Consider the following 14,650-nt stretch of genomic DNA (forward strand, 5'->3'; position numbering starts at 1 on the left):
CGGTAGCGGTCGGATGACCGCCACCGCCCTGCCGCGCCGTCGGGCTACAGCTCCTTGATGCGGACGTTGCGGTAGGAGATCACGTCAGTGGTGCTGTGGACCTGCAGGCCCACGTACCCCGAGGCGTAGCGGCGCCCGTCGGTGCCCGGGTCGTCGTCGCGCGGCGGGTTGAAGACCTGACCGCGGTCGTTTTGGAACTCGTTGATCAGCGTGCCGTTGCGGTAGAGCTGGTAGTGCTGGTCGATCACCCGGATCTCGTAGTCGTTCCAGGTGCCCTTCGGCGTCACACCGGCGCCGGCGAGGCCGACTCGGTCGAAGCCGTAGACCGATCCCGTCTTGTACATGTCCCCGTCGGGACGGTCGAAGATCTGCATCTCGTGCCCGTACTTGATGGCCACCCACTCGGGCCGGGACTCCTCCGGGTGGTCGTGGACGTCGGGGAAGCGGACGAAGACGCCGCCGTTGGCGCGGCCGTCACCGGGTGCGTCGTCGCGGAACTGGAGCTTCAGCGAGAAGTCACCGTAACGGCGCTTGGGATACCAGAGCATGCCCATGCCCTCGACGGTGTCGTCGCTGGTCATGGAGCCGTCCTCGTTCAGTCCGAACCTGCCGCCGCCGACCTGTTCCCAGGCGGCGAACGACTCCTCGCTGCCGTCGAACAGGTCGCGGTAGCCGGTGTTCTGACCCGGCGTGCCGATACCGGAACGCTTCGCGGCCTGGTTGATCAGCTTCCGCTCGCGGGGCACGAGGACACCCTCGTCGAGCAGGTCCTCACTGACGCCGCGCACGTGCTTGAGGAAGAGGGCCTGGGAGGTCCACTCCTTCTCGTCCTCGATCAGCTCGTTGACGGTGCAGCGGCGCTGCGTCATCCGGTTGGGCACCCCGGTGTCGATGGTGCCGACGAAGACCGTCTCCCGCTCGTCGTACTCGGGGCAGTTCGGTGCCGGCACGCCACCGCCCGCCACGACGCGGAAGGAGAGCGTGCGCGGCTCGGAGGTGTTGCCCGCCTTGTCGGTGGCCCGGTAGGCGACCGAGTGGTGCCCGGCCCGGTCGACGACCAGCGGATCGCCGTAGGCCAGGTAGGGGGCGCCGTCGAGCGCGTACTCGATCTTCTCGACGCCGGACTTGTCGTCCGTCGCCGACAGCGTCACCGTCGCCTTGCCGAGGTAGTTGCCGTCCGAGTTCTTCTTGCCCTCGGCCGCGCCCTCGGTCGTCGGCGGGGTGGTGTCCACGTTCGGAGGCTCGACGACGGTGAAGCTCGCCGACTTCTCCTCCGCCGCGTTGCCCGCCTTGTCCTTCGCGCGGTAGCGGATCGTGTGCTCGCCCACGTCCGTGACGGTCACCGGCTCGGTGTAGGCCTGGAACTCGCCCTCGTCGAGCGCGTACTCGATGGTGTCGACACCGGAGTCCGCGTCCGAGGCGGTCACCGTGACCGTCGCGGTGCCCAGGTAGTTGCCGTCGGCGTCCTTGTCGCCCTCGACCGTCGCCGAGGTCTCCGGTGGCGTGGTGTCCTCACCCGGCTCCCCGCCGGTCACCACGAGGGTGCCCGTCATCTGCTGATGCCCCGGAATCGTGCAGTGGTACTTGTAGGTGCCCGGGGTGAGGGTGACCTGAGCCGTGTGCTTGCCGCCCTCGGCGTCCGCGGGCGAGGCCAGGATGTTCAGGCTGACGTCCTGGTTGTAGTCCGGGTCCGAGGTGACGAACGTGAGCGTGTGCGACATGCCGGTGGTGTTGCCGGTGGCCGCGCTGTTCTCGAACACGATCGTCGCCTCGCCCGCCACGGCCGTCGCCGGAGCCGAGGCGTACTTGGTCATGTCGTCGTCGGCCGTCCAGGTCAGCACCTGGTCCGCCGCCTTCGGGGCGTCGTCGGCGCGTGCCGCCGCGGTCGCCTGCCCCTGGCCCCACGCCGTCGCGGACGTCAGCCCGAGCACCATCAGCAGCGCCGCCAGCACGGCGGTCAGCAGCCTGGCACGCTCCCGTCTTTCCCGTCGTCTTCCCAGGGGCCTCGCGCTCATCGGCCCGCTCCCTTCCGCAGCGCAGGTTCGGCCATGTCCTCGGGCGTCGGCGTCGGCTCGCCGCCCTTGTAGGTGATCCGCCACAGCGCCGACTTGTCGTCGGAGGTGAAGAAGCCGCGCCCGTAGTCGAGGACGTAGAGGGCACCGTCCGGGCCGAACTTCCAGCCCATGAGGTTGCGGATGCCGCCCTCGCCGACGGGCACGATCTGATCCAGGCTCTCCGCGTGGGCCGGCAGCGCACCGGTCTCGCCGCCCTCGGGCATCAGCAGCGCGTGCCGCGGCTGGTCACCGTCGTACAGGTCGCCCACGAACCACTTGCCGTCCCAGTAGGAGGGCCACTTGACCTTCGAGTCGCTGTCGGCGTCGTAGCGGTAGAGCGGGCCGTTCATCGCGGCCTGCCCGCCGCCCTTGAGCCAGTCCAGCTTCAGCTCCTGCTCGTCGAGCTTGTAGCTGGGCACGCCGTTCTCGTCGCGCGGGAAGTCCGGCGCACCGCCCTGGGGCGAATACCAGATGTTGTTCGGCTTGGCCGGCGGGATGTCGACCAGACCGTCGTTGTTGGGCGACTCGTTCTTGAGGTGGTCGCAGTCGTACCAGCCCAACGGCTTGCTCGGATCGGGCAGGTTGCGGTCGCGGTAGGGCTGCTTGTTGCCCATGCAGAACGGCCAGCCCTGGTTGCCCGCCTCGGTGATCTTGGCGAACGTGTCGTACTTGGCCGGGCCCCACGTCTCGCTCGGCTCGGTCGCGTCCGGGCCGACCCACCCCGCGTACAGCGTGTCGGTCTCCTTGTCGACGGAGATCCGCGACGGGTTGCGCACGCCCATCACATAGATCTCGCCGCGCGTCTTGCCACCGCCCTCGTCCGGCTCCTTGCCGGTGAACAGGTTGCCCTCCGGCAGGCTGTAGGTGCCGTCGTCCTCGGGGTGGATGCGCAGGATCTTGCCGTTGAGGTTGTTGGTGTTGCCGGCGGTGCGGCGGGCGTCCGAGAAGGAGACGCCCTTGAAGTCCGGCTCCGGGTTGTTGCCCGAGTACCCGTCGCTGAACTGCGAGGAGTTGTTGTCACCCGTGGCGATGTAGAGGTTGTCCTGGGAGTCCCACGCCATGCCGCCGCCCGCGTGGCAGCAGCTGTGGATCTGCACGGGCCACTTGAGCAGGACCTTCTCCGAGCCGAGGTCCAGCTTGTCGGTCTCCTGGTCCAGGGTGAAGCGGGAGACACGGCGCTCGGCCATGTGCGTGTCCCGGTTGATCTCGCTGTGCGGCGTGTAGTGCAGGTAGACCCAGCCGTTGCGCGCGAAGTCCGGGTCCAGCTCGATGCCGAGCAGCCCCTCCTCGTTCTTGACCAGCTCCTCGCCGCCGCCCTTGTTGCCGAAGATCGTCAGCTCGCCCGCGAGGGTGACCTTCTCCGTCTCCGGGTCCCAGACGTGGACCGTGCCCTTCCCCTTGCCGACGTCCGGATCGTCCCAGTCGGTGACCACGGGCTGCGAGGCGTCCTCGCCGCCGCGGCCGATGTAGAAGACCCGCCCGTCGGGCGCGGTGACCAGACCGTGCGGCTCCCCGATCTGGTCGTGCTCGCCCGGCTGGTTCGGTTCGGTCAACCGGGTGGCCTCGTAGTTGTCGGAGATCGCCGCCTGGCAGTCGGCGCGGGCCAGCCGCGTCGTCCACATCAGGGCGCCGCGCAGGTGGCTGCGGAAGTCGGTCTCCTGGTAGCTGGAGGCCGTGCCGCCCATGGCGGTGTAGAAGGACCGGCCGCCGTCGTAGTCACGGCACCAGGAGACGGGGTGGTCCCAGCCGCCGCCGTCCTCGCCCGGGTCGTAGCTGTTGGCGCGGACGCGGGCGACCGTGTGGACCTTGCCCGAGGGGTTCTCCTTCCAGTTGGGCCACTTGTCCAGCCGCTTCCACTCGACGGGCAGCCCCTTGGTCGCCGGGTTCCCGCGGTCGCCGATCTCGACCACGGCCCGCTGCGCCTTGGCGGGACTGTGCTCGGCGGGCCGGGCACCGATCAGCCCGGTGAACCAGTCCGAGTACGGCTCGGCGCGGGCCGCGTCGTGGATCCCGAGGAACCCGCCGCCCGCCTCCATGAAGCTCTCCAGGCCGGCCTCCTGCTCGGGATCGAGCACGTCGCCGTCGCCGGTGAGGAAGACGACGGCGTTGAAGCGGCCCAGCCGCTTGGCGTTGGTGAAGACCGCCGGGTTGTCGGTCGCCGAGATCGTGAAGTGCTCCTGGGCCGGCCCCTGCCCGCCGATCTTCTCGATCGCCTCGATCGCGGCGTTGACGGTGGGCGACTCCTCGCCCGTGGCGCCGTGGAAGACCAGCACGCGGACGTCCTCGCCGCCCGGCGGGCTCGGCAGGGCCAGCTTCTGCGCGGGCGTGTCCGGCGGCGGCCCGGCGAGTGCCGGGCTGCTCAGCAGCCCGGCGGCGAGTGTCCCGGCCAGCAGCGCGGCGATCCTTCTGCGCCGGGGTCTGGCCCGCTTCGTATGCGGTTGGTGCCGCATAAGTGATCCACCCCTCTTCTGTCACAGAAACGTGGCAGAAGCTAGACCTCTTTTGGTGGTTCGCCAAGAGCTATGACCACAACTCGACGAACTTTGTCCAGGGTGTGGATAAACTACCGGCGCAGCGCTACGGTCCCAGACTGATCCGTCAACTCGACTCACTCGCACTCACGTTGGCTCCACGCCGGCGCACCAATGGCCTCACGCCCCGGGGAGAACGAGAACGATGACCGGAAACGCGCACACCCACACCCGTCGCACCTTCAGCAGACGCCTCCTGGCGGGCGGCGCCGTCGCGGCCGTCGGCAGCAGCGCGCTGACGGCCGGGGCGAGCCCCGCACAGGCGGCCCCCGCCGCCTCCGGACAACTGCGCCGCGCGGGCAAGGGAGGCGAGACACGCCGGATCAAGATGTACGCGGAGAAGCTGCCCGACGGGCAGATGGGCTACGGCCTGGAGAAGGGCAAGGCGACCATTCCGGGTCCGCTGATCGAACTGGTCGAGGGCGACACCCTGCACATCGAGTTCGAGAACACCATGGACGTCGCCGCCAGCCTCCACCCGCACGGCGTCGACTACGACATCGACAACGACGGCACGAAGATGAACGACAGCCACGTCGAGCCGGGCGGCAAGCGCACCTACACCTGGCGCACCCACGCCCCGGGGCGCCGCAAGGACGGCACGTGGCGCCCGGGCACCGCCGGGTACTGGCACTACCACGACCACGTCGTCGGCACCGAGCACGGCACAGGCGGCATCAGAGCCGGCCTCTACGGTCCCCTCATCGTGCGCCGCGAGGGCGACATCCTGCCCGACCCCGACCGGCAGTTCACCATCGTCTTCAACGACATGACCACCAACAACCTCACCAAGGGGCCCGACTTCAAGGCCACGGTCGGCGACCGCATCGAGATCATCATGATCACGCACGGTGAGTACTACCACACGTTCCATGTGCACGGGCACCGTTGGGCCGACAACCGCACCGGGCTGCTGGAGGGCCCCGAGGACACCTGCCGGGTCATCGACAACAAGATCACCGGACCGGCCGACTCCTTCGGGCTCCAACTCATCGCGGGCGAGGGCGTGGGCGCCGGCGCGTGGATGTACCACTGCCACGTCCAGAGCCACTCCGACATGGGCATGGCGGGCCTGCTGCTGATCGCCAAACCGGACGGCACGGTGCCGGGGCATGGGGAGCACCACTAGCGCCACCAAGGCGTGGCCGCTCACGGCGCCACCAAGGCGTGGCCGCTCACGCGGTCTTCCGGTCAGTGGTGCGCCCAGGCCGGCGCCCACACGTCGCACGGCGTGCGCGGCCGTGAGGCGCGCAGGTGGTCGCGTAGCGCGGTCAGCACGGGGTGCCGGTCCTGGCTGCGGAACAGCAGCACGTGCGGGTAGACCGGGGTCGGGCCGTGCAACGGGATGCGCCGCAGGCCGTGGGTCCGAGGCCGTGCGGCACTACTTTCCGTTGTGTTCGGCGGTCCGCTGCCGGAGTCGGTGACGATCTACCCGCCGTTCTTCACCGAGCATGGGCTGAACACGACGTTCGGGGAGAACGTCTTCGTCAGCCAGGGGTGCACGATCGAAGACGACGTCTGGATCGGGACGGCTGCCGTGATCACACAAGGGGTGGCCATCGGCGCCGGTGCGGTGGTCGCGGCAGGCGCGGTGGTCACTCGGGACGTTCCTGCCGGCACCGTGGTCGCGGGAGTCCCCACCCGGGTGCTCAAGACGATCGACTGAGCCCGGCAGGGACCCGGCGGTCCCGGTGCCGGCCTTCCTGTGCCGGTCTATCCCGTGGCCGGCGCCGTGCCGGCGGTCCCGGAGGCGTCCGGTTCGTAGGCGTCCGGTGCGGAGGCCTCCGGTGCGGACGGATCCGGTTCGCGGGCGGGTGGTGCGGGAGACGGCGTGCGGTAAGCACGCAGGGCCGTGTTGGCCGTAGCTACGACGGCGATCGCCACGCCGGCGGACAGGCCCCCGGCCACGAGGGAGAAGGGGGCGGAGGTGGCGGAGGCCAGCAGGCCGCCTCGGAAGTTGCCGAGTTCGGGGCCCGCGACGCCGATGACGTGTTCCACGGAGGAAACCCGCCCGCGGTACGCGTCCGGGGTCTCCAGCTGGATCAGGGCGCTGCGGGTGACCACCGACACGGTGTCGGCGGCGCCCGCCACGGCCAGGCAGCCGAGCCCCGGCCACAGCGGTCCGGCCAGGCCGAAGCCGGCCAGCGCAAGGCTCCAGACGCCGGCCGCGGTCAGCTGGACCAGGCCGCCGCGGCGCCAGCGCGTCACCGTGCCGGAGAGCAGGCCGGCCGCGATCCCTCCGACAGCGACGGCGGAGAGGAACAGCCCGAGGGTCTGCGGGTTCCCACCGAAGCGGGCCTCGTTGACCAGCGGAAAGAGTGCGATCGGCATGGCGAGCAGCGTCGCCGACAGGTCGGTGGCCAGCGAGCCCCAGAGGGTCTGGCGACGCAGGACGATCCGCCAGCCGCCACGTTCCGGCCGACGGCGGCGGCCTGAGACGGTGCCCTCCGGGGGCATGGCCGGGAGGCGGAGCACCGCGAGCGCTGAGACCGCGACGGCCGCGGCCTGCGCCGCGTAGGCAGCGGGGAGGTCCCAGCGGGCGATGATCAACCCGGCCGTGGCGGGCCCGGCCAGCATCGCCGCCTGGAACGAGACGTTGGTCAGAGCGAGACCGGCCGCGACCTGGTCGGCCGGCAGCAGCCGGACGGGGAGGGTGCGCCGGGCAGGCGCGCCGAGCGCGCTACAGGCCGATCCCGCGGCGACCAGAGCGAGCAGCCCGAGCACGTTCCTGTTGTGCGCCAGCGCCTGGACGCACAACCCCGCGGCAGCCAGCAGCTGGCCTGCGGTGGTGGCCCGCAGCACCGCCCGCCGGTCGACAGCGTCGGCCAACGCGCCGCCGAGCAGCCCGAACAGCAGCATCGGCAGGCCGGTGGTCAGCCCGATGGCGCCGGTGCCCACCGGGCTGCCGGTCACGTCCCAGACCTGGGCGAGCACCGCCACCGTGGCGATCTGACCACCGAGCTGGGAGGCCGAGGAGCCGATCCACAGGGCGCGGAACGGCCGACTGCCACGGAGCGGGCGGACGTCGAGTAACCGGACGGGGATCCTCACCGCGGCGGCTCGATGAGGTGTTCGAGGACGCGTTGCCGCATCGACCGGCGCTCCAACGCCCGCCGCAGCTCCTCGACCACGGTGGTCAGCGGGTGCGGGAGCTCGGCGTCCAGCTCGGCGACCGTCGCGTGGGTCGCGCGCCACTCGGCTTCCATCAACGGCACCAGCGACCGGCCGCGTTCCGTCAGGCCGATGCGCCGGGTACGGGCGTCGGGCCCCGGCTCGGAGGTGACGAGGTCCTCCCTGCGCATGGCGGCGACGGTCTGGCTGATCGCGGAGTGCGAGCGGCCGAGGGACTCCGCGAGCTCGCGGATGGTCAGCGGGCCGGTGTGGGCGAGCCGGATCAGCGGATAGGCGAACCGGGGCCGCACGCCCTTGATGCCGCGCGCGAGGTAGACCTGCTCGATCTCGGCGTCCATGGCGGCCAGCAGCTCATGCAGCGCCTGCCAGGGATCGGGCACCGTCGTGGGATCCGGGGAGTCCGAGGATGACACAGCGCCAATATAACAGCGCTGTTGTAATGTGCTCGGTCACCCTTCGGCACCCGCCCGCCTCCGTACCGTGTTAGGCTGAAGGCGTTGCGGTTTTGGTACCCATGAACGTGTGCGCGCCTGAGCTCAGTGGCTCGGGCGCGTTCTGTTTTTTCCGGAGTCACTCTGGAGGGGGTCATTGCGGCGACGCGGAGCCGCGCGAGGTGTGCGGCTCCCAGCCACCCTGAAGGAGAAGAAGATGGCAACCGGCACCGTGAAGTGGTTCAACTCGGAAAAGGGCTTCGGGTTCATCGAGCAGGACGGCGGCGGCGCCGACGTCTTCGCCCACTACTCGAACATCGCGGCCACGGGCTTCCGTGAGCTCCACGAGGGCCAGAAGGTCGAGTTCGACGTCACGCAGGGCCAGAAGGGCCCGCAGGCGGAGAACATCACCGCCGTCTGAGACGCGACGCGTCGAGACACCCCGCTGGGGCCCGCACCGGTCAGGTGCGGGCCCCAGCGCCGTTCTCACGGCAGCATCCACGCCAGCACGTGCGACTGGAGCAGGACCAGCAGGCAGATGGCGAGGAGCAGCAGCAGGCTCCAGGCGACGGCCTTGCGGAAGAGCACCGCCTCCTTGCCGAGCAGGCCGACGGCCGTCGCCGCGATGGTCAGGTTCTGCGGGCTGATCATCTTGCCGACCACGCCGCCCGAGGTGTTGGCGGCGACCAGCAGCGTCGGATCCAGGCCCGCCTTGCCCGCGGCCGTCTGCTGGAGGGTGGCGAACAGGGCGTTGGCCGAGGTGTCAGAGCCGGTCACGGCCGTGCCCAGCCAGCCGAGGAGCGGGGAGAAGAAGGCGAAGGCCGCCCCCGCGCCGGCGATCCAGGTCCCGATGGTGATGGTCTGGCCCGACAGGTTCATCACGTACGCGAGCGCCAGCACCGAGCCGACCGTCAGCAGCGCCCAGCGCAGCGTCAGCACCGTCTGTCCGAACTCCCGCACGGCCTCCAGCGCCCGCACGCGGTAGACGGCGGCCACCACGATCCCGCACAGCACCAGCAGCGAGCCGGGGGAGGAGAGCCAGGGGAAGACGTAGACGGTGGTCGACGAGCGCTCGCCCGCGGCCGTGAGCACGTGGCCGTCGAGCCCCGGCCAGCGGACGGCCACGTCGCTGTCGGCCAGGAACTCCTTGACCGGGTCCAGCAGTTTCGCGACGGAGAAGACGGCGATGACCACGAGGTAGGGGACGAAGGACATCCAGACGCGGGCACCGGTCATCGTGCCCCCGCCCTCCGGCTGCGCCGACGCGGCGACCTCGGGCGCCGGACCGGCGTCGCCCGCGTCCTGGCGCTCGCGTTCGGCCGCCTCCCGCAGGTTGCGGCGCACGCGCTCCCCGTCGCCCGGCTGCCACACGCGCAGGAAGACGACGACGGCGGCCAGTGCCACCAGGGAGGCGATGATGTCGGTGAGCTCGACCGATATGTAGCTGGAGCTGACGAACTGCGCCACCGCGAACGCCCCGCCGCACACCAGCGCCGCGGGCCACGTCTGCCGCATGCCCCGCACGCCGTCCACGAGCGCCACCAGCAGCAGCGGCACGAACAGCGCGAGCAGGGGGGTCTGCCGTCCGACGTAGGCGCCGATGTCCTCGTAGTCGATCTTCGTGAGGCTGCCCGCGGTGATGATCGGCGTCGCGATGGCGCCGAACGCGACCGGCGCGGTGTTGGCCACCAATACCGTGACGGCGGCCCGCACCGGGGAGAAGCCCAGCGCCATGAGCATCACGCCGGTGATCGCCACCGGTGCCCCGAAGCCGGCCAGCGCCTCCAGCAAGGCGCCGAAGCAGAAGGCGATGATCAGGGCCTGGATGCGGGGGTCGTCGCTGACGAGGTTGAAGGCCCGGCGCAGGTCGTCGAACCGTCCGCTGGAGACGGTCAACTGGTGCACCCACAGGGCGGCCAGCACGATCCACATGATCGGGAAGAGGCCGAAGGCGGCGCCTTCTGCGCCCGCGAGCAGGGTCAGGTCCACCGGCATGCCGTAGGCGCCCACCGCCACCACAACGGAGACGCCCAGCGCCGCGAGCCCCGCCCAGTGCGCCTTGAGCCGCAGACCGCCCAGCAGGACGAAGAGGGTGAGCAGCGGCAGGGCGCCCACCAGCGCGGACAGCGCGAGGGAGTCGGCCACGGGGGACAGGTCGGGACGGTACATGGTCACCCTTCGCCCTCGGACAGCGCTCATGGCGGGGCAGGATCGCACCCCGGTTCGAACTGATCGTTTTGCAAGGTTGATTCCGGATCGGCGCGCTGTCCAGGGGTCCGGCATGATGAGCTCATGTCCCGTCGCAAGGGCGCCCCCAGGGGCCGCCGCTCCGCCGCAACCTCCCGCCCCGTCGCCCAGGGGGCCGCGCCGCTCGCTCCCGGGGCCCCCTGCCCCTGCGGGCTCGCCGCCTACGGGGACTGCTGCGGGCCCTTCCACCGCGGCGCGTCGGCTCCCGCCACCGCCGAAGAGCTGATGCGCTCGCGCTACGCGGCCTTCGCGGTGGGGGACGCCGCCTACCTGCGGCGCACCTGGCACCCCGAGACGCGCCCCGCGCGGCTGGACCCGGCAGGACCGGCACGGTGGACGGGGCTGGAGATCCTCGCCACCACGGGCGGCAGCGCGTTCCACAGCGAGGGCACGGTCACCTTCCGGGCCCACTGGGCGGACGGCGACGGCACGTTCGGAGTGCAGGAGGAGCGCAGTCGGTTCGTTCGGGTGGAGGGGGCGTGGGTCTACCTGGACGGCGCCGTGGCCTGACGGAGTGTCAGGACATGGCACCGGGGGTGCTTACTTAGGTGCCGTATACATCTGATATACCGGTGGTATGACCGAGCACGCATCAGCCGAGCTCGTCATCCGGGACGCCCGCCACGGGGCTCCTGCCACGACCACGCGCCGCGACAGCAGCCACAGCGGGTCCCCTCGGATGAGGGCTCTCACTCCTCACGCAGACCTCTCGGGCCATGCGGGCCATCAGAGGCAGGTAGGCCCCTTGGGGCACGGGGGCCTCTCCGGGCCGGACGGCCGGACCTAGCGCCCTCCCCGTCGGCGGTCCGAGCGCGCCGCCGACCCCGCTGCCCCGCGCGTCCTGGCGCCCGCCGCTCCGGCGGAGCGCGCCCGTGTGCGCGGCGGCGGCACGTCCACCGGTGGGCCCGGATTCCGCTCCCCGCCGCTTGCGGGCCGTCCGGTGTGCCCGATGCCGTCGTGGCGCGCGGCGTTACTCCGTGAGGTTGTCGGTCCACGGGTTCGGCGGCACGGCTCCGCCCGTACCGCGAGGCCGGTCGTCAGGATCGTCGCGGCGGAAATCCGCACCAAATGTCGCAGAGGTCTGAAACGTACCGATCTTCATCCGCCCTAGGCACGCCCGCCGTGCCGTGACAGACGGGTATGGGAAGCGCACCATATGCACCTTCTTGTGAAAGGGACACGCCAGCCGCTGGCCGGCGAGGTCCTGGTCCCCAACTCCAAGTACCACGCGCACCGCGCCCTGATCCTCGCCTCCCTCGCGGAGGGAACCAGTGTGATCTGCGGTCTCACGGACGCCCGGCACGTCCAGTACACCGTGCAGCTCCTGCGCGGGCTCGGCGTCCGCGTCGACGTCGACGGCGACTCCTTCGTCGTCCACGGTGGTCCCTACCGGCCGCGCCGTGCCTCGGTCTCCGCCGGCAGCTCCGGCAGCACGCTCTACTTCATGATCGGGCTCGCTTCCCTCGCCGAACGGCCGGTCGCCGTCACCGGGCAGAAGTACTTCAAGCGGCGCCCGGTCTCCCCCCTGCTGGACGCGCTGCGCACCCTGGGCGTCGAGCTGGAGTCGGCCGACGGATGCCCTCCCGTGCACGTGCGGAACAAGCGGCCCACAGGCGGTCACGTGCGCGTCGCGGGCACGCTCTCCCAGTGGATCTCCGGCCTGCTCCTGCTCGCCCCCTTCGCCACGGGACCCAGCGTCGTCGAGGTCGAGGGCGAGCTGAACGAGCAGCCGTATCTGGAGCTGACGGTGGCCATGATGCGGCAGTTCGGCCTCGCGGTGACCGTCTCACAGGACTGGCGGCGCTTCGAGATCGAGGGCGGTCAGCACGCCACCCCCTGCGACCTCACCCTTCCGCCGGACATCGGCTCCGCGGCCTTCGGACTCGCCGCCGCCGCGCTTCACCCCTCCGACGTGCTGCTGCGCGGCATGCACACGCTGCACGGCGGCCCCGCCGACCACCCGGAGGCCCACTTCCTCGACCTCGCCAGGGCCATGGGCGTCCCCCTGGAGCTGGACGAGGCAGGGCGCGGCGTCCGCGTCCGGCACGACGGCATCGACCTCAAGGGCGTCGAGGTCGACTGCCGCGAGGTCCCCGACATGCTGCCGGTCCTGGCCACCCTCGGCACCTTCGCGCAGGGCGAGTCCGTCTTCCACCACGTGGCCCACACCCGGCTCAAGGAGTCCGACAGGGCCGCCGCCATGCTCCAGCTCAACGCCATGGGCGGCGAGCTCGAACTCCAGGGCGAGACCCTGCGGGTGAGCGGCGGCACCCGGCGCCTGGTGGGCACCGGGCTCTCCTCCTTCAACGACCACCGGGTGCTGATGTCCCTCGCGGTCGCCGCCTCCCGCGCCTCCGGGCGCACCACCCTCACCTACCCCCACGCCTACCGGATCTCCTACCCGGCCTTCCTGGAGTCGATGAACACGCTCGGCATCCCCATGACCGTCGAAGGCGGCACCAGGCCGTCCGCCGAGAGCGGCGGAGGGCCTGGTGCCGACCGCCGCCCGCGCGACCCCCGCACCCCACGGGCCCCCCGCACCCCGGTGGACGTCTCGCGCCCCGACGAGGCGGCCAGGCACACCCTCCCCGCACTCGTCACCGACCGCGCCGCCCGCGACCCGGACGGCACCGCCCTCGTGGACGTACGCGAGAGCGGCGCCACCACCCTCACCTGGCGGCAGCTGCACGAGCGCAGCGAGCACATCGCCGCGCTGCTGCTGCGGCTGGGCGTCCAGCCGGGGGAGGCCGTCGCCTTCCAGCTGCCCAACCGCTGGGAGTTCACCGCGCTCGCGCTCGCCTGCCTGCGCGTCCGCGCGCTGTGCTGCCCCATCATGCCGATCTTCCGCGAGCGGGAGGCCGCCTTCACCCTGCGCCGCTCCTCGGCCCGTGTCCTGCTGCTGCCCGACCACTTCCGCGGCCGGCGGCACGCCGCCGAGATCGCCGCGCTCGTGGCCGAGGGCAGCACCGACGTCGGCAGGCTCGCCCACGTCGTCGTCCTGCCCTCGGGAGAAGGCCCCGCCGCCCTCCCCGCCGCGGCCCGGGAGGGCGGGAGCGTCCGCTGGCACGAGTGGAGCGCGGCGCTCGACGCCACCCCCGTCGACCCCGAGGCGCCGGCCGCCCGCGTGCCCACCCCCAACGACCTCACCCAGCTCCTGTTCACCTCCGGCACCACCGGCGAGCCCAAGGGCGTCCTCCAGCGCTCCGCCTCCCTCAGCCGCGCCGTCGCCATGGAGATCAGGCACCTCGGGCTGACCGGAGCGGACACCATCTGGATCCCCTCGCCGCTCGCCCACCAGACCGGTTTCCTCTACGGCATGTGGCTGGCGCTCGTCCTCGGCGTCCCGCAGATCGTGCAGGCGGAGTGGAACGCGCCCCTGGCACTGCGGTCACTGCGCGAGCACCGCGCCACCTTCGTCCAGGCCGCGACACCCTTCCTGATGGACCTCGTGCGCGCCGTCGAGGACGGCGAACGCGCCCCCCAGGACCTGCGGATCTTCGTCGCCACCGGCGCCACCGTCCCCCGCGGCCTGGCCGAACGCGCGAGCAGGGTGCTGGGCACCACCGTGCTGGGCGCCTTCGGCTCCACCGAGACCTGCCTGGCCTCCCTCGCGGGCCCCGGCGACGAGCCGGCACAGCGCTGGGGCACCGACGGGCGTGCCCTCACCGGCGTCCGCCTCAGGGTGACCGACGAGAGCGGAGCCGAACTGCCCTGCGGCACCGAGGGCCACTACGAGATCCTCACCCCGACCCTCTTCGACGGCTACCTGGAGCGCCCCGACCTGACCGCCGAAGCGCTCACCGCCGACGGCTGGTACCGCACCGGCGACCTCGCCACCATCGACGCCTCCGGATTCCTGCGGATCACCGGCCGGGTCAAGGACGTCATCAACAGGGGCGGCGAGAAGATCCCCGTCGCCGAGATCGAACAACTGCTGCACGACCACCCCGCGGTGGCCGACGTGGCCGTCGTCGCGATGCCCGACGAACGGCTCGGGGAGCGCGCCTGCGCCTTCGTCGTCCCCGAACCCGGCGGCGCGCCCCTCGGGTTCGAGCAGATGCAGAAGTACCTCGACTCCCACCAGGTCGCCAAGCAGTACTGGCCCGAGCGGCTGGAGACCGTCGCGGACGCGCTGCCCCGCAACGACGTCGGAAAGATCCAGAAGTTCGTGCTCAGGGAGCGGGCCCGCGGCCTGCGCCCCCAGCGCGGAGAAGGAGAGGGCAAGTGAGTGAGCAGCACGGCACGCAGCCGGCAC

10 protein-coding genes and 1 pseudogene are annotated in these 14,650 nt (G+C 71.4%); 5 read left to right on the plus strand and 6 right to left on the minus strand.

Features of this window, described 5'->3' with window-relative positions:
- Positions 1-44: 44 nt before the first annotated feature.
- Together DTL70_RS18615 and DTL70_RS18620 are read right to left on the minus strand one after the other, a co-directional pair.
- Positions 45-2,015, minus strand: a complete 1,971-nt coding sequence (locus DTL70_RS18615) for an OmpL47-type beta-barrel domain-containing protein (RefSeq protein ID WP_114023075.1) — start codon at positions 2,013-2,015, stop codon at positions 45-47.
- Positions 2,012-4,504, minus strand: a complete 2,493-nt coding sequence (locus tag DTL70_RS18620; RefSeq protein ID WP_114023076.1) for a ThuA domain-containing protein — start codon at positions 4,502-4,504, stop codon at positions 2,012-2,014. Before DTL70_RS18620 ends, DTL70_RS18615 begins: the two co-directional genes overlap by 4 nt.
- A gap of 226 nt (positions 4,505-4,730) precedes the next feature.
- Here DTL70_RS18620 and DTL70_RS18625 point away from each other — a divergent pair, with 226 nt between their 5' ends.
- A complete protein-coding gene (locus DTL70_RS18625; protein ID WP_114023077.1) occupies positions 4,731-5,714 on the plus strand; it encodes a multicopper oxidase domain-containing protein in 984 nt (327 codons plus the stop codon).
- 62 nt (positions 5,715-5,776) lie between these two features.
- Here the strand turns inward: DTL70_RS18625 and DTL70_RS18630 are convergent.
- Positions 5,777-5,956 (minus strand): annotated as a pseudogene (locus tag DTL70_RS18630) (LysR family transcriptional regulator); the annotation flags it as partial.
- On the opposite strand from DTL70_RS18630, the gene DTL70_RS18635 reads away from it, so the two are divergent.
- Complete coding sequence (locus DTL70_RS18635; RefSeq protein WP_114023078.1) at positions 5,931-6,251, plus strand: DapH/DapD/GlmU-related protein; 321 nt, start codon at positions 5,931-5,933, stop codon at positions 6,249-6,251. The pseudogene DTL70_RS18630 and the gene DTL70_RS18635 sit on opposite strands and share 26 nt — an antisense overlap.
- A gap of 47 nt (positions 6,252-6,298) precedes the next feature.
- Here DTL70_RS18635 and DTL70_RS18640 read toward each other — a convergent pair whose 3' ends face one another.
- Both DTL70_RS18640 and DTL70_RS18645 read right to left on the minus strand, forming a co-directional pair.
- Complete coding sequence (locus DTL70_RS18640; protein ID WP_114023079.1) at positions 6,299-7,636, minus strand: MFS transporter; 1,338 nt, start codon at positions 7,634-7,636, stop codon at positions 6,299-6,301.
- A complete protein-coding gene (locus tag DTL70_RS18645; RefSeq protein ID WP_245979453.1) occupies positions 7,633-8,130 on the minus strand; it encodes a MarR family winged helix-turn-helix transcriptional regulator in 498 nt (165 codons plus the stop codon). Before DTL70_RS18645 ends, DTL70_RS18640 begins: the two co-directional genes overlap by 4 nt.
- A gap of 235 nt (positions 8,131-8,365) precedes the next feature.
- On the opposite strand from DTL70_RS18645, the gene DTL70_RS18650 reads away from it, so the two are divergent.
- Positions 8,366-8,569, plus strand: a complete 204-nt coding sequence (locus DTL70_RS18650) for a cold-shock protein (RefSeq protein ID WP_114023219.1) — start codon at positions 8,366-8,368, stop codon at positions 8,567-8,569.
- A 65-nt stretch (positions 8,570-8,634) separates the two neighbouring features.
- Here DTL70_RS18650 and DTL70_RS18655 read toward each other — a convergent pair whose 3' ends face one another.
- Positions 8,635-10,317, minus strand: coding sequence for an L-lactate permease (locus tag DTL70_RS18655; protein ID WP_114023080.1), 1,683 nt, complete (start codon positions 10,315-10,317; stop codon positions 8,635-8,637).
- Between the two features lie 123 nt (positions 10,318-10,440).
- Between DTL70_RS18655 and DTL70_RS18660 the strand changes: the two genes are divergently transcribed.
- Both DTL70_RS18660 and aroA read left to right on the plus strand, forming a co-directional pair.
- Positions 10,441-10,905: a YchJ family protein gene (locus DTL70_RS18660; protein ID WP_114023081.1), complete on the plus strand. Its 465-nt coding sequence runs from the start codon at positions 10,441-10,443 to the stop codon at positions 10,903-10,905.
- 646 nt (positions 10,906-11,551) lie between these two features.
- Positions 11,552-14,623 carry a 3-phosphoshikimate 1-carboxyvinyltransferase gene (gene aroA / locus DTL70_RS18665; RefSeq protein ID WP_114023082.1) on the plus strand — a complete coding sequence of 1,024 codons (3,072 nt, stop codon included), beginning with the start codon at positions 11,552-11,554 and terminating at the stop codon, positions 14,621-14,623.
- Positions 14,624-14,650: the final 27 nt, after the last annotated feature.

Source organism: Streptomyces diacarni, from assembly GCF_003323715.1.
In the GTDB taxonomy this organism is placed as follows: Bacteria; Actinomycetota; Actinomycetes; order Streptomycetales; family Streptomycetaceae; genus Streptomyces; species Streptomyces diacarni.